Source organism: Cohaesibacter intestini (assembly GCF_003324485.1).
Lineage (GTDB): Bacteria > Pseudomonadota > Alphaproteobacteria > Rhizobiales > Cohaesibacteraceae > Cohaesibacter > Cohaesibacter intestini.
On the sequence record NZ_QODK01000004.1, the window covers coordinates 403,692 to 430,513 of the forward strand.

Sequence of the window (26,822 nt, forward strand, 5' to 3'; positions counted from 1 at the left end):
AATCAGGAAGTTGAAGAAATGATCCAAAATGGTTCAAAAGAAAAAGTCACACTTTGCATTACAAGCTGTGGACGCAAAGATCTTTTGGCAAGAACAATCGACAGCTTTGTGCCGTCACATAAAAATAGCTTAAGCACAATGCTCGTTATAGATGACGCGAATAGTTCAGAAGTGAAATCTTGGATTGAACAAAACTATCCTGACATTGATGTTATTCTCAATGGCTCTCAACTAGGACAAATGAAATCGATCGATAAACTTTATGCGCGTGTCGACACCGAATTTATTTTTCATGGTGAGGATGATTGGCTTTTCAATGAAGAGGATACGATTCCATCTTGTATGAAGGTGATGCATGCCGAGCCTGATGTCAGCGTCGTTTGCGTCAGGAAAATATCAGATCTCCAGCAACGTTTTCAGGACAACTGCGTTCGCAAGGAAGTTGATGGCGTTTCTTATGCGCTGATGCCTTTGGACATTCACCCTGAATGGCTCAGTTTTTCCTTCAACCCTGGCCTCACGCGGCGAAGTCTCTGGAAAAAGTATGGCCCTTACGCGAAGTATGTGACGGAGGAGCGGATAAGCATCGTCATGAAACGAGATGGTCTGATGGTGGCGTTTCTTGACCCTGGTTCATGTCATCACATTGGTGGTGGCCAACATGTTGATGATCCAGAACAGCCGCTTCGGGCAAAGACATTCCCTCAACGAATGAAACGTTCAATCATAAAACGCGTCAAGCGACTTCAACGAAAATTCGGGCATGACGTCTAGTCTGCCATTCAGGCGGATCGTACACCATTCAATACTTGTTGGTTCTGAACTATTTGAATTAGTTTGTTGTACCAACGAGCAGAACTTCTGCTCTAGATCAGGGAACCCCTTTTTGTGCGTTTTATGAAGCAATGGATTTCATTGATTTGGGGGGGCAGAATAGGCAGAGCAATATCGCTTCAGATTAACTATGACGGCCAAGCTTTTAGGAAGCTCGTTCGGCACAATACTATGCTGTGCGCTGGCATTGTAAGGATCTGAGGACCTCTATTGAATGGCTTTGATAGCTTTAAATTGTAGAGGTGTATTGAGGAGGCTTTCGAATTGCAGCGATGGGGAACTGGATTTGTCCCAGATGATGCTTGTCGAATGACCGTATTCCTCTGTAATCGTCTTCCGGGCTCGGGCGCATCCCAGAAAACCAAGCGACTATTTCTTATTCTTCAATTCTGCCCTCTCTATAGCCCCTTTCGCCAGTTTCTTCTTGTTCGCCTGCCGGGAATAGTGGCTAGCCATGGCTTCGGTGCGATGGCCTAGTACTGCCATCATTTCTTTTTCGCTGCCTCCGGCCTCGGCAATGTCTGTTGCCAGTGTTGTGCGTAGGCCGTGGAAGGTTAGGCCGGGCTGGACCTTGTTGGCTTGCTCCAGTTCGCGGATAAGCTTGAAAAAGGATGCGCGAAAGCCGCTTGCCGTCCAAGGGGTGTGTTTGGTGGTCAGGCACATGATTGGGCTATGGCGCTTCGTGTTGTCGATGATCGTTTTCAGGACTTGACCTGTCGGCACCCATATTGGGTCGCCCGTTTTGCTTTGGATGAAGTTGATTGAACCGCCATCATAAGCAGTCCAAGGGAGCTTGATCACGTCACCTTGTCTCAAGCCTGCATAGAGGGCGAGGGCCATGGGCAGGATCAACTGTTGCGGCGCTGCATCAAGTGCGGCGAGGCGCTCGGCTTGTGTCCATGGGCGATTTGCTGGGCCTTCGTTGGTCGGTTTTCTGAGCTTTTTTACTTTTGCGGCTGGATTGGTCTCGATGAAATCGTGCTGCATGCCCCAATTGAAGAGCAGGGAAAAGCAAGTCACCACATAGTTAGCAAATGTGCGCTTATGCATCTTGAATGCGATGTCGCGGATTTTTGTGATGGTGGATGGTTTGAGGCCGTTTAGTGGTGTGTCTTTCCTCTTGCCAGTCTGCATCCAGTGCATGATCTTGTCATAGTCGGACTTCGTGCGGGGTGCTAAACTTCGATATTCCGGGCTTTTGCGATAGGCCTCAATCAATGCGCCTAGGCTGTTCTTTATCGGCTTTTGGTTGAGCACTTTTGCGTCTTCAATTGCGATTTGGTGATAGAATTCTGCTGTGCCTGGTTCACCCTTAATGCGCGCGCGGGTTTTGCGATGGTAAAAATACCGCTTGCCCTTAGAGGTGATGATATGCAGGTTTTTAACCCGGTTCCGCCCAGCCATAGTCTTGTACCGTATCCTTGATTGAAGTGTTGCTCAGCCCAGACATTTCATCGATCCACTGATCGAGGACTTTCCTATCCCATTTCGGGTAGCTGCCTATTCTGATGTGTCTGCCAGGATAGTTGCTTTGCAGATAGGCCACTGAGACACCGCAATAGCGCGCTGCGTCTTTTGTGCTAATCAAGCGCGGCTCCATTGTCTTGTTCCTAAATCAGAGGGCCGATGATTGCGGTGGCTTTCATGATGGCGAAATATGCGCCAAAGCCGAGGGCGGAAAGGGTGGCGGCGATTGGGATGATCAGGCGATCCATTATTGTGCTCCTGTGGTGAGGTGGAGAGTGGTGCGGTCGGGAATTGCAGGGCAATTCCCTAGAATGGGATATCGTCGTCCAGATCGTCGCGGATGCGGCTGTCTGGGCCGGGTGGTTGATCGCCATAGCTGCCCGGCTCGGCTGGTGGTGGTCCGCCTGCTCCGAGCTTCTCCAGCATGGTCAGGGCGGCGTTGTAGCCCTGCAACACAATCTCGGTGGTGTAGCGGTCCTGACCGTTCTGGTCCTGCCATTTGCGGGTCATGAGTTTGCCCTCAAGATAAACCTTCGAGCCTTTCTTGAGATATTGCTCGGCGATCTTGCAAAGGCCTTCGGTGAAAATGACAACTCGGTGCCATTCGGTTTTTTCCTTGCGCTCGCCGGTGTTTTTGTCCTTCCAGCTTTCGCCGGTGGCAATGGACAGTGTGCAGACGGGGCGACCGTCTTGGGTGCGGCGGATCTCAGGATCCTGCCCAAGATTGCCCACAAGGATGACTTTATTGACTGATCCGGCCATTGGATGGCTCCTCTCTAACTTGCGACCCGTTCGGGGTTGCGTTCTGCCATGCGGTCAGGGATATGCTGCTCCACCCGGTCGGCCCAAAGGGCGGCTGCGCCTTCGGTGGTGCGTGGCATGATGGGGTGTTTGGTGATGGCTGCGCCTTTGGTCACGCTGCTGGTGTGGCCGCTGCCCATGTCGCGCAATTCTGCTTGAATGGTTGCGCTTGTCGCTGCGATCAGAAAGCGAAGGTCTCCAACGTCCGGGTGACGCTCCAGCCCGGCTGCAAGGCGGATAGATGCGCGGATCCGGTTGATATAGGGATCCACCTGACCGACCGGCTTGAAGCTCGCAAAAAAACGGCGCGTGTCGTTTTGCTCCTCGATCATCGGCATGACCGGCTCATCAAAAGCCGCGTGCGCAAAGAGCAAAAGGGCCTCAAGCTGGAAATTGGGCGGCACGATCTCGGCAAGGTTAAGCAAGTGATCGGCAAAGCTATATTGACCGTTAAAAAGCGAAGGTATCCAAGGCTTGAGGGCGAGGAGCCTGCCGATCAGGCGAAAATCAATGTCATCCGGCTCAGGGCTTTGCGGCATAGAGCGGCGCTCAGGGAGAATGAAATGCAGTGTCATGACTGTTTTCTCTGTCTGGAGGTGAACGGGTCAAAAGAGAATGGAGGCCCAAACGCCAAGCATCGTCATGAAGGTGAGCAAGCTGCCAAGGGCGAGAATGTCTCGAATGATCATGGTTTGGGCCTTTCTTGAATGGTAGGAAAGAGGGGCGGATCCGCTGTGATCGGGAGGAGAAATCACCGATCCACCCCTCAGGTGCTCACCCCTTGCACGTCGCCAGAGAAGGGGTGAGTGGGGAAGGCTTCCCCTTAATGTCCGTTTGCGCGCCTCAGGAAGGCGAGGGCTTGGCCGGATGCATCAAAGGCGCTCAGGGCATTGTCGGCGATTTCCTGCGCGAGCTCGATGGTCACCGGGCTGGTGTCAAACCAGTCTTTGAGTGTGCGATGAATGGCATCAAGCTCATCCGCATTGTGGCGCTTGTCGAGCTGCTTCCATTGATAGTTGGAGGGCCAGCGATAGGCGCGACCATTGATGATCGCGGTGGTGCCTTGGCGATGGTCGGGGCTGGCTGTCGCCGATAGATTTGTGACTGTCATTCTGCAAAGTCCGGGTAAAGTTCTTTGCATTATTGAAATTCACAAAAAATGAATAGTCAACAAAAAAATTCATAAAAAGTGAATAACAGGTAGCGTTGGTTGTGGTGCGCTGTTTCTAGCTTTTTGGGTTGTTTAGGGGAATGGGTTATTTAGGTGTGAATGCGGTTGTGTTGTGCATATAGGTTGAAAAGTAAAGAAAATCTTGATTTGTTCACATTTTGTTCCCATTGTGTGGTGGGAGACTTAAGAGTGTAAAATGAGTGATGAGTTGAGATTGAAATTGATGTTGGAGGCTTGTTATGTGTCGGGGTTCTCGCTTGATGCGCTAGAAGTGCTCACGCGTGGTCTGGATGCCCAAGCTACGCGCATTTGTTGCGGTAATGTGTCGGCTCTTCCTAAAAACAAAAAGTCGAGTGACACCCCATAAACCTTGCTAATTTTCAGAGCGCCTTGAAGCGATAAGCGTTGATTGCCTTTTTCCCAGTTGTTTAGCTGCGTAGGTAGAATTTCTATGCTCGAGGCGAAATCCTTTTGCTTCAGGTTCAAATGGTCTCTCAGCCATCTGACCCGCTCTGCGACTTTTTCCATGGATGCTTCGTCTGGTGTTTTCATGGCGCTTATTTTGCACAATTCACAAAAAATGAATATTTCTAAAAACTAATATTGACTAAATTCACTTTTAATGAATTTATTGGGGCATGGAACATGCTCGCAATATCATAGCTTCGTTGGGTTCTCGTGAGGTCGCTGAGCGCCTAGGAGTAAAGTCACCAGCTATTAGTAATGCCGTTTCTTCCGGTCAGTTTCCTGCTGCATGGTATCGCGAGTTGCGAAATCTGGGGCAAGAAAAGGGCATTGTGGTGCCTGACAGTTTATTCAACTGGAGGCGGGCAGCGGATGACCCCGATGCTTAGCCAGTCGCCTGACCTGTCTGGCCAGCTCTTGGCCGAGGGCTGCGGCTTCCTGTCGGAAAGTCTCGGCGCTCATCTCTTTCAGGTCTGCCGGGTCACCTTCATTCCTGTTGTTTCCCATTTCCTTGGTCTCCTGTGGTTGTTAACCAGTCTGCAAGACTGGTCAGCCTCGGTCCATGTTTTTTCGCGGGGTCTTCGCTCATGACTTATGCGCTCTCCAACAAGCAAATCAGCGCTCTTTTGGCTGCCAGCCGCCTCGATCTCGATGCGGCGGGCGGTGCCGAGGCCGTATCGGAAATCACTGGCTATCGCGCCCAATCCCTTGATCGGATGGCGCGCCCCAAAGAGGTGCAAGATCCAAGCCGTCAACAAAGCATGTCCTTGCTGATCTTGGCTGAGATCATCCTTTTCAGCGAGGGGCGATCCAACAATGGGGTCAAGCGCCTTGCTGATCTTGCGGGGATGATCGCCATCCCAAAGCCGGATGGCTGTCAGGTGGGGCGCGGTCATGCGGCGGTCTGTGCTGTGACCGATGAATTTGCCGGGCTGGTCAAGGCGCTGTCTGAGGCGCTTGCGGATGATGGCAAGGTCAGCGCCGAAGAGATCATCGAAAAGGATCTCTGCGGCAAACTGCAGGCCTTGGCGCGGGTTTGCATGACCCTTGAAGCGCGTTACACGGCGCGGGTTGAGGAGGGTGAATAGATGCCCGACAAGCGAGCAAAGCGAGTGCCGTCGAAGCAAGCGCCAACACATTGCGATGCAATGTGTGAGAGCGTCCATCCGCGCCCAAGACTCTTTCTTTCAAAAAAATTGGCCAATGAGCTGACCCGCATGGGCGAGGTCTGTGCCGGTGTCGTGTTCGGTGATGAGGATGCCTTTCTCGTCAATATGTCTGATGGCCGTGTCGTCTATGGGGTGTTCCTGACGGATGAGGCCGAGCTGGAGGCCTTTCTCGATGAGCAGGCCCGGCTCTCAGTTGAGGGGATTTCATGACCCTCATCATCGACCAAGCCAAAAAGCCGACCCGATATAAGAGCAACCCGGCATGCGTGAAACATTTTTGCATGGCCAAGGGCTGCTCCAATTGGGGCGCGTTCGGGATTGGGGCCTCGCTCAAGGCGGGCAGGCCGGGGCAATGGTTTTGCGCTGACCATATTGCTCAGGCGCATAAACAACTCTGCACTGAGACCCGCAAACCTTCCGACATTCCTGATTATTTGTTGCCGCAACCGGTTCGCGCTCGCAAGGCGCGGCGAGAGCGCAATCTCAAAAAACAACAAGGGGTTTTGCTATGACAGACAAGGAAACAACGTTTCCGCCGTCGAAGCCAGCGCCAGCCAATTGCAAAGCAAATGGCGAGAGCGGCCTGAAAATGCTGGATCATGCCTTGGCGCTGGCGGAAAAGGGCTTTGCGGTCTTCCCGGCCAATCCAAGCAACAAGAAATCACTGATCAAGGCTTGGCCAGAAAATGCAACCAAGGATCCCGATCAGATCCGTCAATGGTGGGCGCGGTGGCCGCGTGCGCTGATCGGCGCGCCGACCGGCTGGGGTTGTGATCTGTGGGTCTTGGACCTTGATGCAAAGGTCGATGATGTCACCGGCGAGGTGATCGAGGTTGAGGATCTGATCGCTGTTGTCGAGGAGGTCATCGGCGAGCCCTTGCCTCAGACCCTCTCAACCGCGACCCCAAGGGGCGGACGTCATCTCTTTTACCGCATGCCAAGCGATGGCCGAGAGGTGCGCAACAGGCTCGCATTCGTGCCTCATGTTGATGTCAGGGGTGAGGGCGGTTATGTCATCGTGCCGCCTTCGATCAGGGCTGACGGTGCGGTCTATCGTTGGGCTACTGAGGTCGATCCGGTCGAGGCTCCTGAGGCTCTGTTGGATCTGGTGATCAAGCCGGTCGAGCAGGCCGAGGAGGAGGGCGGTGCGGCTCCGGCGGTCAAGGGTGACTTTCAATCGACCTTGGCCGAGGAGGATGAGGCGGTCCGAAAATATGCGCTTGCGGCGGTCGATGGCGAGTGTCATGCGGTGCGCACTTGTGGCAAAGGCGGGCGTAACAATCAGCTCAACAAAGCGGCCTTTTCCATCGGGCAATTGGTCGGTGCTCAGGTGATCACCCGCGCCATGGCTTTCGGCCTGTTGCAGGATGCGGCGCAAAGCAATGGCTTGATGAAAGATGACGGCGCAAAGGCCGTGCAAGCAACGATCAATAGCGGGCTGAATGATGGGGCCAATCATCCACGCGACCTGTCCGAGATCCGCGCCAAAGCCGCCCGCCGGGCCCCTCGCTCCGGCTCTTATCCTCCAGCGCCGAGCCCTGATGACTATGGCGGATTTGCTGAGGATAGCCCAAAAGGAAATCACCCTGAAAGCCAAGAGGATCACGGGGATAATGCCGAAAAAGCGGCAAAAGGAAATCAGGAGGGCGAGGCCGGGGATAAGCCCAAAAAGAAGCGCAAAAAGAAATCATCCTTTGCCGTGCCACCAAAGCGGTCGGATGGATCGGCGCTCTACTCGGCCTTGGATCGTGAGCTCGCTGAGCTGGAGCGCAATGATCTGGGCAATGGCGAGCGGCTGCAGGCGCGGTTTGGTCAGGATTTGCTCTATGTGCGAGACATTGGCTGGCACCATTGGTGCGGCTCGCATTGGACCGAGGATGACGCTTGGGAGTATGTTCACAAGCGCGCTCATGAGACCGCAAGGGCAATGCAGGATGAGGCGACCGCCTTGCGCCATGAGCCGCCGGACTGGTTGCAGGATGAGGAGGAGATCGCCGAATTTGCCAATAGTCATTTCGGCTTTGCGATCTCCTGCGGCAATGCCGGGCGGATCGCCAACATGATCACTACCGCTCAGAATTACATGACGGTCGAGCCCTCCGAGATGGATGCTGATCTCATGGTCATCAATCTGGAAAATGGCACCATGAAACTTGAGGGCGCGTGCGAGACCTTGAAGCCTCACCGGCGCGAGGATCGCTTGGCCAAGGTGATGCCGGTCAGCTATGACCCAGACGCGCGCTATGAGGTGTTCCAGCGGTTCATGGATACGGCGATCCCATGCAAGAAAAAGCAGGCCTTCCTGCAGGTTTGGGCGGGGCTTTGCCTGACCGGCCTGACGCGTGAGCAGAAATTCGTTTTCAACTTCGGTGAGGGTGGTAACGGCAAATCGGTGTTTATGGATCTGCTGGCCAAGATGATGGGGCCCTATGCGGCAACAATCAATTTCTCGACCCTGTTGAAGGATGACCGCAAGCGTGGCTCCGAGGCGACCCCGGATCTCGCCCGCTTGCCCGGTAAGCGCTTGGTCAAGGCCTCCGAGCCTGAGCGTGGGTCTGTTTTGGCCGAGGCGGTGATCAAGGAAATCACCGGTGGTGAGCCTTTGCAGGTGCGCAAGTTGCGTGAGGATTTTTTCGAATTTTTCCCGCAATTCAAGCTCATGGTTTCGGGCAATCATCGGCCCTCGATCCGCTCGGCTGACCGAGGGATCTGGCGGCGCGTGGTGCTGTTCCATTGGGATCAGAATATCCCTGAGGATCAGCAGGACAAGGGCTTGCCAGACAAGCTTTGGCAAGAGAGGAGCGGGATCCTCAATTGGCTGCTGGATGGCGTCAGGCGCTATCTGGAGGAAGGTTTGCAGGTGCCGGACGTGATCACCAAAGAAACCAACGACTATAAGGAGGACAGTGACCCGCTTGGGCGCTTCATTGCTGACTGTATCGAAAAAGCCGAGGGCGAGGAGGTCAACGCCACCACCCTCTATGAGGCCTATTGCTCATGGGCGCGGTTGAATGAGGCTCCGATCTATAAGGCGACCGGCTTTGGCCGGGCCATGGTCGAGCGTGGGCTTGAGAAGCGCAAAAAGCGCACGGTCAGCTATCTCAACATTCGGCTGGATTATGTCATGCCCGATGCTGGCGGCGTCCATGACGGTCCTCCTGTGCCACCCGTGCCGCAAAGTGTGGAGGATTACAACGGTTAAAGGGTGCGCAACTGTCGCCAACTGTCGACAAACTGTCGACGGGAAAAACGTAGTCTTTTCAAGGCTGCGTAGAGGGTTGCGATAGTTGCGAGGGTTTTGGCTGTATCAAGGCTCATGTGGGTGTGTGTGGGTGTGTGTGCGTAACCTTTTAACCTTATGTAACTGTCGCAACTGTCTACCCATTTAGTTAACTAATTGAAAAATATATAAAAACAGGTTCGACAGTTGTCTTTGAAACTGTCGATCAACCGTCGACAAACTGTCTCCCTTGTGAAATTTGACAATAAAGGCTCAGCAAATGGTTGAAATTTACAAATCCGGTCCGGTCATGCCGTCCAATGCGACCGCAAAGGTCTATTATCACGCGCCTGCCGTCCCAGCCCGTCAGGAGAGCCTTGAGCCCAAACCGATCAGCATTGTCGGGCTCCTGCGGTGGGTCTATGGCGATCAGAAAGCTGACCGCGTGAGTGGCTATCAGGCCGATGATGCGGTCTTGGGCTTTGCCAATGCCAATGGCACCTTTGACCGGATCGAGGAAATGGGCGTGATGATTTCCGGCTCCGGGCCTGTCGGTCAGGATCTCGACCCGGCGGCGCTGGCTGTCCATGAGACAGTTTGCTTTTATGCGGGAATGGGGAAAGAACAGGCCATGCGGGCGGGCGCTCTGGTTCTCTATGCGCGGGCCGGGTTTGAGCCGGGGGTGCTCAGCGAGCTGCCAGCCCTGCGCTGCTATGATCTCGGCAAGTGTAGCTATTGGGCCGATGACCAACGGTTGAGCTTTATCCCCAGCAACATGCTGCGCAAGCCTTGCGGCTATGACGGGCCATATATCCGCAAGGGGCAGGCCTGCGATATTGTCTTTTCTCGTGACCATGCAAGTCATGCCAACGAATTGAAAAAATGGGAAATTTGGGCCTGTGGCCTTGAGGAGATCCATGCCATGATCCCGCGCCTGCATCGCTGGGCCCTCAAGCCCTTCGAGCTGCCGTCTTTCGTCAGGCGGGTGCAAGACCCGGTTGAAAGCCAGCTTTAGGGCTTGTGCAATCAAATCGTTTGACATAGCTTTTAATAGTCGAAAAGCACCCGCGATTTGCTCACGTAGCAAACGCGGGTTTTTTGTTGGCGTTCCTTGTGGTGAGGTGAACCCGCTCCGGCTTGATTGTCCGGGGCGGGTTTTCTCATGGCCGATCTGGAGTGATGCGATGTGATTGATGTGGATCTATCCAACTTCGAGAAGACGCTCGACCTCATCCAGATGATGGGCAACAAGTCGCCCCGGATGCTGCAGGCAACCGTTCGTCAGGCCGGGCGTCAGGCCATGACCCCATGGCGTCAAGCCACTGCCAAGCAGTCGGGCGTCAAGGCACGCAAGGTCCAGCGTTCAACCAAGTCCAAGAGTTATGCAAGCGCTGGGAATTTCGTCTTTGAGATCCGGGTGCGAGCCGAATGGTCTTACCTGACCGAGTTCAGCCCGGCCCAAACCGATGAGGGGATCGAGGCCAGCCCGTGGGGATCGCGTCAGATCTTCGCCGGGTCATTCTTCGGCACGGTCGAGGCGGGCAAGTCAGGCAAGTCTCATCTTGGCGTCTTCATTCGCCAGACTGAGGACCGCCTGCCGATCCGCCAGCTCTATGGCCCAAACGTGGCAGTAGAGGGCGCTCGCGGCAAGGCGGCGGATACGTTCGAGAAAGAGAGCGAGGAGGCCCTCAATGCAACCCTACAACAAGAGATCGCTCAGCTCTTTGCCTGACCCGACCCCGGTTAACCCGCCCAAGGCGCGCGGGTCCTTCCAGCCCCCACCCCCGCCCGCGGGGTTGTAACCTCCCGTGGGTTTTCTAGTTAAAGCTATGTTTTTGTTGGGTTAACGCGGTTAACGGGGTTAACGGAAATGGGCGATCAGGTTAACAGTGAGACGCTTTTCAAGACGGTGACTGAGCTCGCCGAGATGGAAGGGATCTCTAAAGCGGCAATCTCCAAGCGGCTCAAAAAACTTGAGGCCGCTGGGCTGGAGCTCAAGCGCAATGAGCGCGGCCATATTGTCGGGGTGCCGGTTGCTCACTATGAGGCGCTCGCCAATGTGACCATTGATCCGATCAAGGTGTCGGCGGCGCGTCCTGATGCTGACAAACCGAAAGCGGATGGCCAGCCAAGTTCGACGGGGCCTTTGCCGGGGTCGCTGGAGCATAAAAGGCTTGAGGAAAAGCAGCTCGATATTGACCGCAAGAAGCGCGCCGAGGCCCTTGAGATGGGGCAATTGGTGCGGCTGGATCTGTTGCGGCCTGCTTTGGAGCGGGCGGGCAAGGTGATCCAAGCCGGGATCAACCGGCTCGAAAATAGAGCCGATGACATTTGTCTCGCGGCTGAAAAGGGGTCGCATGCGGCGCGGCTGGAATTGAAAGGATATTCGGCTGAGATCTGTGACCTTGTAGCCAAGGAGCTGGCGGCGATTGCTGCCGAGGCTCCTGAGGGAGATCCGCCGCTTTAACTGTTGGTGTTGTTATGGCTTGGTTTGCGGGCGCTGAAAAACTGATCTTCGGTGAGCTTGCGGCTGGTATCAAGCCAAACTTGCCGGTGAGTTTCCCTGACTGGATTGAGAAAAATATTGTCCTGATTGACGGTGATCATGCGGGGCAATTGTGGAGCCGGTCGAATGCGCCTTATCTCATCGAGCCTGCGGAATGTTTGAGCGTTGAGCATCCGTGCAATGTGGTGACAATCCGCAAGAGCCAGCAAACCGGGGCGTCAATTCTGGCCCTGTCGTGGGCGCTCTATATTGCGGATCAAACGCCTGCCAATACGCTTTTTGCGGTGCCTTCGATTGATGCGCTCAAGGATATGAGCGATCAGAAATTCCGGCCCTTGATTGACGCTTGGGAGAAAGAAACCGGGCGGCAAGTCATCAAGCCGATGACCAGCCGGTCGGATGAGGGCTCCTCAAAATTCCTGAAAAAGTTTCCCGGCGGCTATATCAAATTTGCCAATGCCAACTCGGCGATGGATCTGTCATCCAAGACGGTCAAATATGGGATCAAGGATGAGGTTTCCAAGTGGCAGGATATTTCGGGCGAGGATGACCCGGAAACGCTTTTCTTTGGTCGCTTCACTGCCTTTCGCCGGGCCAAGACTTACAAGATTTTTCAGCTCTCGACGCCTGAGCTTGACGCGGGCGAGGAGGGTGGCAAGGGTGTCGGTCACTGCAGAATTGACCGGGCCTTTCTCGCGTCTGATCAACGCTTTTGGTATATCCAATGCCCTGAATGTGGTGAATATTTCTATCAGCATTTTGACGGCTTGGTGATTGATGAGAAGTCGCCTCACAAGTCAAAATATGAATGTCCGCATTGCGGCCATCATGTGAGTGAGGCCGAGCGAGTGAAGGGCGTCAAGGCCGGTCACTATCGGGCGCACCGGGGCAATGAGGGCCGTGAGCCCGGTTTCCATATGGATGCTTTTGTCTCGCTGATGATGAGCTATGAGGCAATTGCCGAGGATTGTCTGGCGTCAGAAAATGGCGGATCCAAAGGACCAAAGGGCTTTAAAAACCTTGTCCTTGGCTTGCCCTTTGCCATGAAAGGCAATGCGCCTGAGTGGAAACGCTTGATGGAGCGGTCTCAGCACTATCCTGAAAACCAGATCCCGCGCGGTGGCCTCATTCTGGTTGCCGGTGCTGACGTGCAGCATAAGGGGATTTGGGTCATCATCAAGGCCTTTGGTCGTGGCAAGCAAAGCTGGACCATTTCGGCCCGGTGGCTGGATGGTGACACGACTGACGCCAATGAGGGCGCTTGGAAAAAGCTTGCGCGTGTCTATGAGGAAGAGTTTCCCGATATCAATGGTTGTCTCAGACCGATTGAGATGATGTGCGTTGATGCGGGGGACGGTGGCCGGGCCGGGGCGGTTTATACTTGGTGCGGTGCGCGTCTCAAGGCGCAAGCGATCCATGGGGTGGACGGCTGGGGCAAGCCTCCGATTGGCCCTGAAAAGCCGATCACCTATGACTATCAGGGGCGGCGGGTCAAGGATGGCGCAACGCTTCGCGCGGTCGGAACATGGGATCTCAAGGCGACCTTTTATGACAATCTTCACAAAGAGGGGGTTGTCTCCGGGGCTTCTGAGGATCCGCCGGGATATTGCCATCACGGCGATTTTTTGCCGGATTGGTATTACAAGCAGATCACCTCTGAATATCTCAAGGATGTGATTGTCGCCGGGATCCCCAAACAGAAATGGCAACCGGTCGGCGATAACCATTTGCTTGACTGCGAGATCTATGCGGTTGCCTCTGCCGAGATCCTCCAGATCTCTCTCTTTGAGGATCACAATTGGCACTATCTCGAAAAACAATATGGCTTGCTTGGAGAGGTCGGCGCGCAACAGGAGCTTTTTGCACCTGAGCCCGTCAAGGCCCTGACCAAGCCTGACCCGGACCCTGAGCCGGATCCTCAGCCTGAGAGCAACAGTCCAGCCGATGGTTGGTTGTCTGACGGTGATGGATGGCTTGGGCAAAATGATGATTGGTTGAGCTGATGAGCTGGACACAAGAAGATTTGGCCAATCTCAAAAAGGCCTTTGCCCTTGGTGCCAAGAAAACCCGGATTGCTGGTGAGGAGGTCGAATATCGGTCTCTGAGCGAGATGAAAGAGATCATTGACATGATCGAGCGGGATCTCGCCGGGCAACCTCGATCTGACTTTATCCAAACAATCTATGAGAGTTAGCGCCATGGGCTTTTTATGGAATGCTGCGGGTGTGCTTGCCTCAGGGCAGGCGCTCCAATATGTGCGCTATCAGGTCGGTCGCTCGATCATGGGTCAGCGCTCCTATGCTGCCGAGATGCTGGCCAAGCGCTTTCGTGAGTTCGTCGCGCCTCGCACCTCTGCCAATGCCGAGGTGCGGCCATCGGCTGGCACGGTGCGGGCCAATGCCCGTCAGGCGGTGCGCGACAATCCGGTCGCTGAGCGGATCGTGCGGCTGTTTGAGATCTATCTCATCGGGCGTGGGATCAAAACCAAGTCGAGGACCGGGGTCAAGACGCTCGACAAAAAGACAAACAAGCTGTTTGACCAATGGGCCGAGGTTGCCGATTTTGGCGGCGAGGAGACCTATTATGGTCTCCAGCGGCTTGTTGTGCGCGCGATGGCTGAGAGCGGCGCGGTGCTGATCGTCTATCGGTGGGATCGGGATTTTCCGGTTTTGCCTTTGCGGCTGCAGGTGCTTGAGATTGATCACCTTGATCATTCGAAAGATGGGCCTTTGCCTCAGGGTGGCCGCATTGATATGGGGATCGAATTTGACCGGCATGGTCGGCGGGTCGCCTATCATATCTATGATGAGCATCCCGGTGAGGCGATCTCTTATGATGGCTTCCAAAGCACCCGATTTTTGGCGGAAGATGTGATCCATCTTTATCGCAAGGATCGGCCCGGTCAGATCAATGGTGTGAGCTGGCTTGCTCCGGTGCTGCCAACGCTCAAGGATCTCAATGAGTTTTTTGAGGCCGCATTGGTCAAGGCCAAGATTGAGGCTTGCTTTGCGGTCTTTCGGCAACGTCCTCAGGCTGGAGGCGCGGTTCTGCCCGGTACAAAGGATGAGAGCGGTGGTCCATCGGTGAGCAAGATCTCGCCGGGGGTGATCATTGATGGCAAGCCGGGTGAGGAATTCAAGGCGGTCGCGCCTTCGAGCAATTCCAGCTTTGAGATGTTCGTCACCAATATTCTGATGTTGGTGGGGATCGGCGTCTCGATGACGTATGACCTCGTTTCCGGCGATATGCGCAAGGCCAATTATAGCTCAATGCGCGCCGGGCGGTTGCCCTTCTATCGGTTTGTTCTGCAGACGCAAGAGCTGTTGCTCATTCCTCGCTTTTGCTCTCGCGTCCAAAAGTCGTTCATTTTTGCGGCGGTGCTCAAGGGTGAGCTCAAGCCGAGAAAAGGCGGTTACCCGGCTGATTTCGTGCCGCCGGTGCAGGAAAATCTCGATCCAATCAAGGATATGCAGGCCGACATTTTGGCGGTCAAAGCCGGTGCCATGCCACCGCAAGAATTTACTGCTCGCTGGGGCCGTGATTTCGACGATGTGGTCGCAAAATTTGTTGAGGCTGATCAGGTGCTCAAGGATGCCGGGATCCGCTTTGACTATTCGGGCAATGTGAATGCAAAGGCTCAAGCGGCGGATCCGCCGGATGATGCCGATGATGATGACAATGACAAGAAAGGTGATGATGATGCCCAAGAAGACTGAGCAAAAGCGTTTCCAGCCGGGCAATCAGAGCCTCTCTCGCGCGGCTGACCTGACGCCTTCAAGCTATGATGAGGGGTCGCGCTCTGTTGAGGCGATCCTCTCAACCGGGTCGCGGGTGCGGCGCTGGTATGACTTCGAGGAGCTGGAAATCAGTGACGCGGCGATTGATTTGACCCGCGCGGCTGGTGGTCAAGTCAAGCTCCTCGATCATCACAATCAGCGTGAGCGGTCTGCTGTTCTCGGCACGGTCGGCGATGTTCGGGTCGAGAATGGCCAGCTTGTTGGCCGGTTGACTTTCGCTGACAGTGAGGCCGGTCGAGATGCCGAGGGTCAGGTCAAGCGCGGTGAGCTTTCCAGTGTGTCGATTGGTTACAAGGTCGATAATTGGGAGCGCACCGGCATTGAGGATGACCGTGAGATCTGGACGGCGCGCAAGTGGGAGTTGCTTGAGGTGTCTCTCGTTTCCGTTCCTGCCGATCCGTCTGCAAATATTCGTTCCTTGCCGCAAGGCGAACCTATTGAAACCCCAGAAAATGAGGATGGCGCGATGTCAACCGAAACCGATAACCAGCGGGCTGATCAGTCCGCCAATCAGGATCCTGTCAATGGTGGCAATCCTGCAACCCCTCAGGAAACGCGGGGCGCTCCGAATGAGCCTGCTGCGCCTGTCCAGTCTGAGCGCTCTGCTGCAACGATTGATTATGTTTGCGGTCAGGCCGAGGCCTCTGGCCTTGGTATGGATTGGGTGCGCTCGATGAGCGGTCGCACTGAGCAGGAGGTGCGTGATGCGGCGCTGAATGCTCTGCAGGCTCGCACCTCGGCTCCGACCAATGGCACGCATAACGAGACAACACTCGACAACCCGGCCAATATGCGCGGTGCCTTGATTGATGCCTTGGCCTCGCGTGCGGCTGGTAGCCAGCCGAGTGATCAGGCCCGTCAGTTTACCTCCTATTCGATTGTTGACGTGGCGGCGACCGCGATGGGCGAGCGGGCAAGGTTCGGGCGCAATGATGTTGATATCATCCAGCGCGCTCTCACCACCGGTGATTTCCCGCTCATCCTGGAGGGGGTCAATCATCAGCTCATGCGGCGTGAATATGATCGAGCGGCTCCAACCTATCGCGAGATTATGCGCCGGTCTGACCTGCAGGATTTCAAGACCTCCAGCTCATACAGCCTTGGCGATTTCCCGACGCTCAAGCAGGTGACGGAAAAGGGCGAGATTGATTTCGGTGGTATCTCGGAAGGCAAAGAGACCTCTCAGCTCAAGACCTTCGGTCGGCGTGTCTCGATCACCCGTCAAATGCTGATCAACGACAATCTCGGCGCATTTGCTGACATTGGCCGTCGAGCGGCTCAGGCTGTTTTGCTGTTCGAGAATGGTCTGGCTTACAAGATCTTGCTCGCCAATGGCGGCAATGGTCCAAAGTTGTCGGATGGCAAAGCGCTGTTTGATGCCGCTCACAATAACTTGCTGGCTGCGGCGGCGCTTGGGGTCGCCGGGGTTTCTGCTGCTCGTAAAGCAATGCGTTTGCAGGAGAGCCTCGACAAGCAGCGCTTGAGCATTCCGGCGAAAAAGCTGCTGGTTGGCCCGGATCTGGAAACGGAAGCGGAAATGTTCCTTGCTCAGGTCACCCCGACCAAGCAGGCCGATTTCAACCCGTTCAGCGGCAAGCTGGAGCTGGTTGTCGAGTCTGAGATCACCGATAAATCTTGGCGTTTGTTCGCTAACCCGGAAATGTATGACGTGATGACCTACGGTTATTTGCGTCAAAATCCGGGGCCGATCTTCATGCGCAACCAGTCGAGCCCGGTCGATGGTGTTGAGCTGGTCGTGGTGCTTGATTTCCATGTGTCGGCGTCTGATTTCCGTGGCGCGGTCAAAAATCCCGGCCAATAATTAGGCCGATCCAATCCATCCCTTGAGCAAAAGCCTAGCCCTCGTGCTGGGCTTTGCTCGTTTTAAGGATCCAAAATCATGAAAAACTATCTTTCCGAGGGCAATGTCATTGATGTGCCTGCGCCTGCTGGCGGTGCCAAGTCTGGCGATTTTGCTCTGATCGGTTCTCTGTTTGGCTGCTATGTTACCAGTGCCGATGAGGGCGAGCTGGTGGGGCTTGAGCGTAACGGCAAATATGATGTGCCGTTTACTGGCAATGCCGTGGCAGTTGGTGCCAAGCTTTATTGGAAGGCTGCAGATAAGGCTTTCACTGGGGCCGCAACTGACAACACGTTGGTAGGTATTGCCGTCTCAGCTTCGGCTGATAGCAAGGTTGAGATCGTGCTGGTCCCGACCGTGGTTTAACCATGTCCCTGCGGCGAGCTATGGCGACCGTCTCCGCTGGCATTAACAACCAAGTTTTTGGTGAGCGCTATCTGATCAGTCGGGTGGTGCGTGACCAATATGGCAATGTTGATGAGAGCGGGGCGGTCGAGCCTTTTGAATGCGTGGGTGTCCCGCAAGAGAAAGAGTTTTCGCAAAAGCTCGATGGCGAGCGGATCGGCGTCAACTTTAAGGGTGATGTGACCCTGACAGTGCCGTTTATCCGGTTTCGAAAAGCTGACTTGCCGCCGGGCTTTATCTTCAAGGAATTGGACCGGATCGAGCAGCTCGACCATGAGCAGAATGCTTATGTGGTTGAATATGCTCCTCCTGCGTCCTCCAATGACCTGATCAGCGTCAAGGTGTCAGTGGCATGATTATCAGATCCATTTTGCAAATGCTGCTTGTGCAGGCGATCAAGGCCGCTGAGACCCTTGCTGGTCAAGAGCGGGTGTTTGATGCCCTGATCGGCAATATCATTAAGGACAAGGCGCACCATTGCGCACCTATCGTGATTGTTAATTCGGAGGATACGCAATTGTCCCTCAATCCTTCGGTGTTCAAGGGGCGATCTGAGCAGACCTTTCTGATCTCAATGGCGGTGCTTTATGCCGATGAGAAAGCCGCCAATGATCCAAGCCGACAAAAATGGAAATTGCCTTATTCCGATCCGGGGGCGGTGATCTATCTCTCGCGTCTGGAGCGAGGGGTCTTGTTCGCCTTGCAACCCGAAAGCAGCGAGGCGGCTGAGCTGTTTCATGATGGGTTGGATCTGGTAACCGGTAAGAGCATGGTCGGTGGTGGTCGCAAAGATGGGGTGCGGTTTGCCGCGCGTGAGATCCATCTGACCGCGCGCATGCTGGCCGAGCCTGCGCCTCACAAGCCTGCCACCGGCTGGGTGGATCGGTCGCTCACTTATCTTGAAAATGTCTCTGAGACGGCACGGCATGCGGCTTTGCTGCGGGCTGATATTGCCGGGGACCCGGCGGCGCTACCACAATTGGCTGAGCTGGCTGAGCGCAACATGAGCAACGGTGAGGCTCAATTGTTGGGGCTTGGTGATCTTGTGCCGGATGAGGGCGGTTTTGTCTGGTTGCCGGTCGATGGTCGTGACCCGGCTGATAAGGTTTTGGATTGATGGATCCCTTTCAGGAAATCTTATCGCGGCTCACTGTGGCTGAGAAGCGGATCGAACGGCTCATCCGACCGGGCCGGATTACCAAAGTTGGCAGTGACTTTTCTGAGGTCTCGGTCGGGCCGGGTGACCCTATCCGCGCGCGTAAAAAGAGCTTTGCGGCGGGTGCGGTCAAACTCAACATTACCGCAAGTGAGAGCGAGCCTGTCACGCTCTTTTGTCCCAATGGCGATGCGCGACAAGCTTTTTACCTGCCCGGTGATTGGACTGGTGAAAATGAAAATCCTTCTGAGGGGCCCGATGAGCTGAGGCTGACGGTCGGCAAGACTTCCTTGCTGATCAAGGATGGTCAAATTCTGGCTGAGGTCGATGGCAAGCGTTTTGAGCTGACCGGCTCCGGGATCCGCACGGTCGGCAATGTCGATCTTGATGAGGGTTATGTCAAAAATAACGGTGTGACGATTGATGAGACCCATACCCATGGCGGGATTGCAGAAGGTCCGGCGCGCACGCTCACACCAAAATGAGGAAAGAAACCATGTCCAAGACAATCAAATGCAAGGTTACTGACAAGGCCGGTGAGCGGATCAATGGCGCGCCGGTCAAGCCGGGGCAGACAATCGAGCTGAGCGAGAAACAATTCAACCATTTTTGGTTGCTCGGTCATGTCACCACCTCGGCGCATGAAAAGTCCGAGGCAAAGGCCAAGGCTGCGCCAAAGGTTGACAAGGCTCCGACCGTGTCGCGTGCAAAAGACGATGCCGGGGATTGATCGCAACACTGGCAAGATGGCGAGCGAATGGGATCATACGATCCAAAGCATTCGGGATTACATCTTGCCGACGCCTTTTGGTGTGCGCGTGATGCGTGAGGATTTTGGCTCGCTCATCCCCTTTATGTTGCTGCGCGAAAATCTCGACAACGAAAATGCGCTCCTGATGTTTTGGGCGATTGCTTTGGCGATTGACCTTTGGGAGCCGCGTTTTGATGTCAAGCGGGTCAAGCCTGCTGAGACGGTGACCACCCGGCGAAAAGGCCGGTTGCCGGTCGCGGTCGTTGGCGATTTCATGCCGCGCGGTCATCTGGGTGATTTCACGGTCGAAAAGCACAATGTCTCTGTGCTGCTTTAGGGTTGGAGAAAGTCAATGTCCAATAGCCTTTGGCCTGAGGGCCTCCCTTTGCCAACTATGGTCAATGAGATTGACTATGAGGCTTTTCTGGCGGCTCGGATTGATCGTGCGGTGGAAAGCTTTGCAGCGCAAGGGCTGACCTACGATGTGGAAGCGCTGGAGACTGACCCGGCTGTGATCCTTCTGCAGGTTTCGACCTATGAAGAATTGTTGATGCGGCAAAGCGTCAATGAAGCGGTGCGAGGTCAATTTCTGCCCTTTGCGACTGGTACGGATATCGACTATCTGGGCGGCTTTCACAAGCTGCCTCGGATGGTGGGTGAGAGTGATGATCGCTATCTCACAAGGATTGTGCTCAAGACCAGCGCGGGCGATCTTGGGGGCAGTGAGCCACATTATAAGCTCATCGCCATGACTGCCGATATCCGGGTCGCGGATGCCAAGCCTTATCGGATTGGTCGGGATCCAACTGTCCATGTGGCGATCATCTCGACGGACAATGATGGCGTGCCGGATGCCGACTTGCTGGCGGTGGTGGATGCTGCCTTGCAAAGCCCTGAGGCGCGCCTGACCAATGACACAATCATTGTCGCGCCTGCCGCGCGGGCGGTGACCAATGTGCATGCGCGGGTCTGGCTGTTGCCGGATGCCTCGGTCACGGTGATCGAGGAGATGCGAGCTCAGCTCATTGCTGCATGGTCTGAGATCATGCTCTTGGGCCGCGATGTCAATGACACTTGGCTCAAGGCCAAGCTTTATCATGCGGGCGTGCATCGCATTGAGATCGTTTCTCCGGCCTCTGACAAGCAGGTGCCTTTCACTGAGGTCGCTGTCTTGGGTGAGGTCAATATGGAGCTCGCTGGAAGGGCTTTCTAAATGTCTCTTTCCTCTTTGTTGCCATCGAACGCGACCCCATGGGAACGCGCGATGGCTGACGCCATGGCCATGCCTCAAGTCTTGCACGATGCCATTGGCACGATGCGGGGCTTTAAGCATGATCACCCGTCGCCCTCCTTTCTGTTGCCGCTGATCATTGAATATGGGCTGACCGAGCTGACGCCTTACATTGCCAATCAATACACCCTCGTCAATGAGGGGCCGGATTGGACCCGGATCCGCTCCAGTGATGGGGCGGTCGCGCTGGGGCTTGGCTGGCTGGATCTGTCGGCTGAGATCGAGAAGGCCAAACCGAGCCGCACATTCTGGAACCAGATCACCCTCATTTTTTCCAGCCTGCCGGGGAATGATGACCCGGTGCTCGAACAGATTGAAGGGGTGACGCGGCTGTCAATGGCCATGCGGTCGGATCTCTGGCGCGGTGTCTTTGCCTATGACGTGCGGGCCGCTGAGGCGAATGGCGCGCGGCTCGACAATGCCATGCTGGATTTCTCAAGCGGGATCCGGGTCAAGGATGGCGGGGCGATCTGGTCTTTTTGCCGGACATGGGAAGCCGATTTTCTGCTCTCTCAAGCGGTCGGTGAGGCGCTCGATCTCTGGATTGACGTGCCGGTCGATGAGAATGCCGGTCTGACCTGGGCGGATGCCACGATCCCGTGGAGTGAGGCCAATTTCCCATGGGTGTCGGACGCGGTGGCGCAACGACGCTTTGTGATGCTGAACCAGCTCAAGCAGCTCTCCTATCTGGTTGGTCTGTTTGATGAGGCTGGTGAGGCCATTGGCTATCGTCGGGCGCGGGCGGTCCATCCGGTCGGGGTCGCGGTCGATGGTGCCTATCAGTTTAACGGGGTCTCGCTGGCGCCAAGTGAGGCGGGGGATCGGCTCTATGTGGAAGCGCTCACCGCGTTTAATGACGCGGATCTGATGACCGCTCACCATATCGCGCTGATTGCTGAGGCTGACATTGCGGCGGGTGTGTTGCCCGGTCGCATGTGGCTGACGCCTGATCTCGTCTCCGGCGGGGTTGAGATGGCGCGGCAAGCGGTCGAGATCCCCTTGCGCAAGACGGTGCGCGAGCAAATCAAGTTTCAAGTGAGGGTATGATGGCAACGCGGGATGAACTAGACCACGTAATTGACCGGGCGGTCGATAAACCTGAGTGGAAAGGCGTGACCTTCCACGGTGAGCAACCGCTGATCCAAGGCGGTGAGCTCAATGAGCTGCAGACCATTGCGCGCGCTCGCACGCGGCGGATCGGCAACCTGATCGCCAATGATGGCGACCGGATTTCCGGGGCGTTGGCAATTGTCGATATTGAGGCCGCTGCCGTGACGCTGGAAGCCGGTGAGATCTATATCGCCGGGGACGTGCTGGCGGTTGAGGCTCAGGTGCTTGAGGCTGTCTCAATGGTCGGCCTTGTCGAGATCGGCGTGCGGCTGGTCAAGAGCGAGCTGACCGATGAGGAGGATCCTCAGCTCAAGGGTCAGGTGTCGGGATCGGATGCGGAAGGCGAGCCCGGTGCGGCGCGTGAGATCTGGTCTCTGACTTGGGGCCTGCTTGACGATGGCGGTGACGGTGATTTCTATCGCGTCTATTCGCTGCAGGATGGGGCGATCATTGATCAGACCCCTCCGCCTGCGCTGGAAGGCGTGAGCGCGGCGATTGCTCAATATGACCGCGTGCGCGGCAACTATATCGTGTCGGGCAATCGTGTGACGGCGCTCGGCAAGGACGGCACCAAACAATATTTCTCGATTGAGCAGGGTGAGGCCAATATCCAAGGTCGCAAGCGCACGCGCTTTGCTGCGCTGAGGATCGGCCATGAGGAGGATTTCGAAGTTGCGGCGGTGCCGGGTGAGACCCACACGATTGCCAGCTCAGTGGCGGCCACAATCACGGTCGCCTATGCGCCGATTGCCGAGGTGACCCAAGTCCTGATCGAGAAAGAAAAGACCGTCCAGATCACGCGCGGGACCACCACCAATGGTGTGGATGGCCTGCCTGACAATAGTGTGACCAGCATCATTTCTGTGGTCCAAGGCGGCACAACCTTTGTACAGGGCACAGACTATCAATTGAGTGCTGGCGGGATGGATTGGCAATTGCCGGGCGCTGAACCTGCCGAGAGCACCACTTACAACGTGACCTATCGCTATCGCACGGTCGTGGTGCCGGATGCCTTTGATGCCACCTCGATCACTGTGTCGGGCTCGGCTGCAGGTGGTCAGGCGATCCTTGCCTATACCTACAAGCTTCCTCGGATCGATCTGATCTGTTTGGACAAAGACGGGTTTCCGGCCTATGTCAACGGCGTGCCGGGCTCAACCTTGGAGCCGCAAAGCCCTGCGGATTTGCTCAAGCTGGCCGAGGTGCATAATGATTGGTTCGGCACGCCTGCGGTGGTCAACAATGGCACCTTTGCGGTGAGCTATGATGAGCTCGCCCGGCGCTGGGCGCATATGGAAAATATGACCCGCATGCTGCAGCTTTCGCTGTTGGAGGCGCAAGCGGTGCGGCGGGACAATGCACGGGTGCGCAACACATTCGTTGATCCGTTTCTCGATGATAGCAACCGCGATGCGGGCGAGGTGCAAAATGCTGTTGTATTTGGCGGTCTCCTCCAGTTGCCGATTGCTGCCACCTTTTACACTGCGCCACTGACCGGCCCGGTGCTCCTTGACTATGAGGAGGAGGTGATCATCGCGCAAGAGGCGCAATCCGGGTGCGAGCCGATCAACCCCTACATGAACTTTAACCCGATGCCCGGCGCGATGGAATTGTCGCCTCAAGCGGATTACTGGACGGTCTCGGCCTCTGAGTGGGCCTCGCCGGAAACGCAAGAATTCCAGCGCGGCACGCGGTGGGATGGTGGGCCGCTCCAGACCGTGGATGAAAGCACCCGGTCACTTGGGTCGCGCACCGAGCAGGCCGAATTCATGCGGTCAATCTCGGTGACGGCGGTGATCAAGGGCTTGTCGGAAGGCGAGCAACTGGCCGAGCTGACCTTTGATGGCCGCGATGTCAAACCGGCGGGCGTGCAGGTGGCTGATGCGCAAGGTGAGATCGAGGTCGCTTTCACGATCCCGGAAAATGTCACCACTGGCACAAAACAGGTCTTTGCTAAATCGGCGGCGGGGCTTGAGGCGTGGGCGGTGTTCACGGCTGAGGGGGCGATCAATATCGAGACCCTGCAGCGGGTGACTGCAATCAGCATTTGGCAACGGGGCGTGGTGGATCTGGTCGAGCAATCGAACGGCGATGGCTTCTCCTTTTGGGATAATCCAAACCGGACCTCCGGATCCGGGGAAGGGGGCAACACGGGGGATAGTGATCCTCAGGCGCAAACCTTCACGCCTGCGGAACCCCGTCAGGTCATTGGTGTGGATTTCAAGCTCTGTGCCATCGGTGATGAGGCCAACGGGATCTTGGTCAATCAGGTGACGGTTGAGAATGGCATTCCAACCTCGGAGATTGTCTCTGAGGGCTTTGTGTCCATGGCTGGCGCTGTCGTGGGCTGGAAGGGCGCACGCTATCGCCTGCCGGTCCTGACCGAAAGTGACCGTGAGCATGCCTTTGTCATTAAGACCGATGACGGGGTGCATGCGGTGGCCGAGGCGACCTTGGGCGCGCTCGATGTGGTCAATCAACGCTATATCACGGGTCAGCCCTATACGGTCGGCGTGCGGCTGTCGTCCTCCAATGCCAAAAGCTGGACGCCTCATCAAAATTCGGATCTGACTTTCAGGCTCATCGCGGCGCGTTACACGCAAACCACAAAGACAGTTGATCTTGGATCTCATGCCTTGGTCAATTGCTCTGATTTGCAGGTTCGGGCCGGGGTGTTTGTGCCGTCCGGTGACTGCTCGGTGACCTTTGAGATTGAGCGCACCAATGGGGTGATCTATCGCCTCACGGCGGGTCAGGTCTTGTCTCTTGATGAATATATCACCGAGACGGTCCAATTGCGGGCGGTGCTGCGGGGAACGGTCAAGCTTAGCCCGATCCTCTTTGCACCGGTCATCCTGATTGCTGGAGAGATCGCACAAAGCGCGACCTATGTCTCCAAGGCGTTCAAGATCGGGGCCAATGTGCGTCTGACTGATTATTTTCGGGCGTTCCTGCCGCCGGGTGCGGGGGCGAGCGTCCATTATGATCAGGCTGATGACAATTGGATCGAGCTGCCACTGACCGAGACCGAGGCTTTGTTTGAAAACCATTGGTCTGATCGTCGGCATGAGCTCGATGGGGTCAGTGCGGTCGAGGGACGGGTCAAGATCACCCTGACCGGCGGGCCTGAGGCTCGGCCTCTGATCGGCGATCAGGCGGCGGCAATCTACTAGGAAAAGGCAAGGTTATGACTATAACTCCTAATCGAGGCTATGGCCTGATTGGCTTTGGTCCGAATGGCTGGTTGTCAGAGGATCTTTCCACCTTCAATGGCAATCTTGGCAAGATTGATGACGATGTGCATGCCTTGTTTGCTGCCCTTTCTGGCAAGCGCGATGCGGATGCCAGCATCGGCATGGACAAGGTAACCGGCCTCGCTGATGCCCTCACGGGCAAGGCGGCGGTGGGCCATAGTCATCAATTATCCGATCTCAGCGATGTGGATGCCGCTCAGGCGGGCGAGGGCTATCTCCTCGCCCGTCAGGCCGGGGCATGGGTGCCGGTCAGCGTCAATGCTGTCTTTGGTCAATTCTCGGTCAATATCAACTCGGTGGATGGGCTGGCCGATGCGCTCAACGGCAAGGCGGCGAGCGATCACAATCATGATGCGGCTTATTTGGGCAAAACGGCAACGGCGGCCAATGCCTCACGGCTCGGCAATCAGTTACCGGAATATTATGCGCGAGCAAGCGCCGCCACGGGCAGCACAGCCAGTACGATTGTCGATTGGAACGATGCTATCAATAACGGGGTGTATATGGGGTCAAATGCGGCCCACGCACCCGGATCGGGATGGTATATCGGTCGTTGCTATCGACACAATGATATTTATGTCACTCAATTTGCGTGGGACTTCTCGGCGGACAACAAGACTTTTTTGAGAAAGAAACTAAACGGAACATGGTCCCCATGGACACAAATCACCGGGGCCAATCATATGGTGTTCCACCCGGACAATGTGCATGCCAATTTTGATCTTGCGGCGGGGACGTATAGCGGTGACGTTGGTGGATTAACGACCGTTGCCTCTGGCGAGATTACCGTAACGCAAAACAGCCGAATGTCTTGGTCCCATGGGCAAGGTGCGGCACCCTTATTCGCAGTGGCTTATATGGTCTGTAAAGAGCCGGACGGAGGGTACAGCGTAGGCGACATAATAGAGGTGACTGGAAGCGGCAGGCATCAGCTCAATAACGGGTCTGGGCATGTAACTGGATTTACAGACACAGAAATTTGGTGGTCCAATTATGAGTCTATAGCGAATGGAACCTTTCAGACCATTAAGAAAGATGGGTCTACTTACTCCATGAACACATTGAGCAAATGGAAACTGAAATTTGTAGGAGTTTGGGCATGAGGTACGTTGTTTATCGGGCGAAAGGGTCAATTTTAGGCACGTTTCTGAACGAGGACCAAGATGTGGAGCAAATGCTTGATGATGGCTTACTGCCATTTTCGCGCACCGATGACTACCGCATTTTAAGTGCAAACTTGCCTGAGTGGCCAATCGAACACTGGGGATCTGACTATCTCGAAACTGGGACTGTCCCGTACTTGAGGCCATATGAACCGGTGGCAACCAGTGATGAAGTAAACGCTGAGCGTGATCGGCGCATTGCAATCGGTCGGGTCGTCACGCTCACTTCCGGCAAGGTGATCCCAATCCAAGGGCGATCTCAGGATCAGACTAACCCGTCTTATGCATGAAGGTCGGGAATTTGGCTGGCGAATGTAGTGTAAATGGTTGATTTGTTGTAGGATTTGGTTGCTTACACCTATCCATTCCATCTCGCACACACAGCCACATTCGCCATGACC

General features: G+C 55.5%; 29 protein-coding genes. 23 read left to right on the plus strand and 6 right to left on the minus strand.

The annotated features are described in order from the left end of the window. The first annotated feature begins 18 nt into the window (after nt 1-18). Nucleotides 19-774, plus strand: a complete 756-nt coding sequence (locus tag DSD30_RS16480) for a glycosyltransferase (RefSeq protein WP_114010798.1) — start codon at nt 19-21, stop codon at nt 772-774. 429 nt (nt 775-1,203) lie between these two features. Here DSD30_RS16480 and DSD30_RS16485 read toward each other — a convergent pair whose 3' ends face one another. From DSD30_RS16485 to DSD30_RS21610, 6 genes are all read right to left on the minus strand, one after another. Then, nucleotides 1,204-2,238 (minus strand): tyrosine-type recombinase/integrase, encoded by a 1,035-nt coding sequence (locus tag DSD30_RS16485; RefSeq protein ID WP_114010799.1) that lies wholly within the window; start codon nt 2,236-2,238, stop codon nt 1,204-1,206. Between the two features lie 369 nt (nt 2,239-2,607). Then, complete coding sequence (gene ssb / locus DSD30_RS16495) at nt 2,608-3,063, minus strand: single-stranded DNA-binding protein (protein ID WP_114010801.1); 456 nt, start codon at nt 3,061-3,063, stop codon at nt 2,608-2,610. 14 nt (nt 3,064-3,077) lie between these two features. After that, on the minus strand, nt 3,078-3,677 hold the full coding sequence (locus DSD30_RS16500) for a hypothetical protein (RefSeq protein ID WP_114010802.1): 600 nt from the start codon (nt 3,675-3,677) through the stop codon (nt 3,078-3,080). Between the two features lie 248 nt (nt 3,678-3,925). Further along, entirely contained in the window at nt 3,926-4,213 is a 288-nt protein-coding gene (locus tag DSD30_RS16505) for a hypothetical protein (RefSeq protein ID WP_114010803.1), read from the minus strand. A gap of 297 nt (nt 4,214-4,510) precedes the next feature. Beyond that, on the minus strand, nt 4,511-4,825 hold the full coding sequence (locus DSD30_RS16510; RefSeq protein WP_114010804.1) for a helix-turn-helix transcriptional regulator: 315 nt from the start codon (nt 4,823-4,825) through the stop codon (nt 4,511-4,513). Nucleotides 4,826-5,089: 264 nt separating this feature from the next. Beyond that, nucleotides 5,090-5,245, minus strand: coding sequence for a hypothetical protein (locus tag DSD30_RS21610; protein WP_157967739.1), 156 nt, complete (start codon nt 5,243-5,245; stop codon nt 5,090-5,092). Nucleotides 5,246-5,325: 80 nt separating this feature from the next. Between DSD30_RS21610 and DSD30_RS16520 the strand changes: the two genes are divergently transcribed. The 22 genes from DSD30_RS16520 to DSD30_RS16620 all read left to right on the plus strand — a co-directional run bounded on the left by DSD30_RS16520 (nt 5,326) and on the right by DSD30_RS16620 (nt 26,711). Continuing rightward, on the plus strand, nt 5,326-5,826 hold the full coding sequence (locus DSD30_RS16520; protein ID WP_114010806.1) for a hypothetical protein: 501 nt from the start codon (nt 5,326-5,328) through the stop codon (nt 5,824-5,826). Between the two features lie 129 nt (nt 5,827-5,955). Beyond that, nucleotides 5,956-6,117, plus strand: coding sequence for a hypothetical protein (locus tag DSD30_RS21615; RefSeq protein ID WP_157967740.1), 162 nt, complete (start codon nt 5,956-5,958; stop codon nt 6,115-6,117). Next, the gene (locus tag DSD30_RS16530) at nt 6,114-6,419 is read left to right on the plus strand and encodes a hypothetical protein (RefSeq protein WP_114010808.1); all 306 of its coding nucleotides are present in this window, start codon (nt 6,114-6,116) and stop codon (nt 6,417-6,419) included. The genes DSD30_RS21615 and DSD30_RS16530 overlap by 4 nt, the downstream gene beginning before the upstream one ends. Then, a complete protein-coding gene (locus DSD30_RS16535; protein WP_114010809.1) occupies nt 6,416-9,109 on the plus strand; it encodes a phage/plasmid primase, P4 family in 2,694 nt (897 codons plus the stop codon). Before DSD30_RS16530 ends, DSD30_RS16535 begins: the two co-directional genes overlap by 4 nt. A 298-nt stretch (nt 9,110-9,407) precedes the next feature. Beyond that, on the plus strand, nt 9,408-10,142 hold the full coding sequence (locus DSD30_RS16540) for a hypothetical protein (RefSeq protein WP_114010810.1): 735 nt from the start codon (nt 9,408-9,410) through the stop codon (nt 10,140-10,142). Nucleotides 10,143-10,313: 171 nt separating this feature from the next. After that, a complete protein-coding gene (locus tag DSD30_RS16545) occupies nt 10,314-10,859 on the plus strand; it encodes a hypothetical protein (protein WP_114010811.1) in 546 nt (181 codons plus the stop codon). A 138-nt stretch (nt 10,860-10,997) separates the two neighbouring features. Continuing rightward, complete coding sequence (locus DSD30_RS16550; RefSeq protein ID WP_114010812.1) at nt 10,998-11,594, plus strand: winged helix-turn-helix domain-containing protein; 597 nt, start codon at nt 10,998-11,000, stop codon at nt 11,592-11,594. 14 nt (nt 11,595-11,608) lie between these two features. Then, nucleotides 11,609-13,636: a terminase gpA endonuclease subunit gene (locus DSD30_RS16555; RefSeq protein ID WP_114010813.1), complete on the plus strand. Its 2,028-nt coding sequence runs from the start codon at nt 11,609-11,611 to the stop codon at nt 13,634-13,636. Beyond that, nucleotides 13,636-13,827, plus strand: a complete 192-nt coding sequence (locus DSD30_RS16560) for a phage head-tail joining protein (RefSeq protein WP_114010814.1) — start codon at nt 13,636-13,638, stop codon at nt 13,825-13,827. The genes DSD30_RS16555 and DSD30_RS16560 overlap by 1 nt, the downstream gene beginning before the upstream one ends. Nucleotides 13,828-13,831: 4 nt before the next feature. Next, entirely contained in the window at nt 13,832-15,349 is a 1,518-nt protein-coding gene (locus DSD30_RS16565) for a phage portal protein (protein WP_157967741.1), read from the plus strand. Further along, the gene (locus DSD30_RS16570) at nt 15,333-17,252 is read left to right on the plus strand and encodes a prohead protease/major capsid protein fusion protein (RefSeq protein WP_157967742.1); all 1,920 of its coding nucleotides are present in this window, start codon (nt 15,333-15,335) and stop codon (nt 17,250-17,252) included. The genes DSD30_RS16565 and DSD30_RS16570 overlap by 17 nt, the downstream gene beginning before the upstream one ends. Nucleotides 17,253-17,330: 78 nt before the next feature. Further along, nucleotides 17,331-17,657, plus strand: a complete 327-nt coding sequence (locus DSD30_RS16575; protein WP_114010817.1) for a DUF2190 family protein — start codon at nt 17,331-17,333, stop codon at nt 17,655-17,657. A 20-nt stretch (nt 17,658-17,677) separates the two neighbouring features. Next, on the plus strand, nt 17,678-18,052 hold the full coding sequence (locus DSD30_RS16580) for a hypothetical protein (RefSeq protein WP_157967743.1): 375 nt from the start codon (nt 17,678-17,680) through the stop codon (nt 18,050-18,052). Beyond that, nucleotides 18,049-18,813, plus strand: a complete 765-nt coding sequence (locus DSD30_RS16585) for a hypothetical protein (protein ID WP_114010819.1) — start codon at nt 18,049-18,051, stop codon at nt 18,811-18,813. Before DSD30_RS16580 ends, DSD30_RS16585 begins: the two co-directional genes overlap by 4 nt. Then, the gene (locus DSD30_RS16590; protein ID WP_114010820.1) at nt 18,813-19,337 is read left to right on the plus strand and encodes a phage baseplate assembly protein V; all 525 of its coding nucleotides are present in this window, start codon (nt 18,813-18,815) and stop codon (nt 19,335-19,337) included. Before DSD30_RS16585 ends, DSD30_RS16590 begins: the two co-directional genes overlap by 1 nt. A gap of 11 nt (nt 19,338-19,348) precedes the next feature. Continuing rightward, nucleotides 19,349-19,582: a hypothetical protein gene (locus DSD30_RS21620; protein ID WP_138150534.1), complete on the plus strand. Its 234-nt coding sequence runs from the start codon at nt 19,349-19,351 to the stop codon at nt 19,580-19,582. Beyond that, a complete protein-coding gene (locus tag DSD30_RS16595) occupies nt 19,569-19,940 on the plus strand; it encodes a GPW/gp25 family protein (RefSeq protein WP_157967744.1) in 372 nt (123 codons plus the stop codon). Before DSD30_RS21620 ends, DSD30_RS16595 begins: the two co-directional genes overlap by 14 nt. A gap of 15 nt (nt 19,941-19,955) precedes the next feature. After that, nucleotides 19,956-20,816 carry a baseplate J/gp47 family protein gene (locus DSD30_RS16600; RefSeq protein ID WP_114010822.1) on the plus strand — a complete coding sequence of 287 codons (861 nt, stop codon included), beginning with the start codon at nt 19,956-19,958 and terminating at the stop codon, nt 20,814-20,816. Further along, nucleotides 20,817-21,941: a phage tail protein gene (locus DSD30_RS16605; RefSeq protein ID WP_114010823.1), complete on the plus strand. Its 1,125-nt coding sequence runs from the start codon at nt 20,817-20,819 to the stop codon at nt 21,939-21,941. Then, nucleotides 21,941-25,177 carry a DUF4815 domain-containing protein gene (locus DSD30_RS16610; RefSeq protein WP_245418509.1) on the plus strand — a complete coding sequence of 1,079 codons (3,237 nt, stop codon included), beginning with the start codon at nt 21,941-21,943 and terminating at the stop codon, nt 25,175-25,177. Before DSD30_RS16605 ends, DSD30_RS16610 begins: the two co-directional genes overlap by 1 nt. A 71-nt stretch (nt 25,178-25,248) precedes the next feature. Then, nucleotides 25,249-26,361 carry a pyocin knob domain-containing protein gene (locus DSD30_RS16615; RefSeq protein ID WP_157967745.1) on the plus strand — a complete coding sequence of 371 codons (1,113 nt, stop codon included), beginning with the start codon at nt 25,249-25,251 and terminating at the stop codon, nt 26,359-26,361. Beyond that, nucleotides 26,358-26,711 carry a hypothetical protein gene (locus DSD30_RS16620; protein ID WP_114010826.1) on the plus strand — a complete coding sequence of 118 codons (354 nt, stop codon included), beginning with the start codon at nt 26,358-26,360 and terminating at the stop codon, nt 26,709-26,711. Before DSD30_RS16615 ends, DSD30_RS16620 begins: the two co-directional genes overlap by 4 nt. Nucleotides 26,712-26,822: the final 111 nt, after the last annotated feature.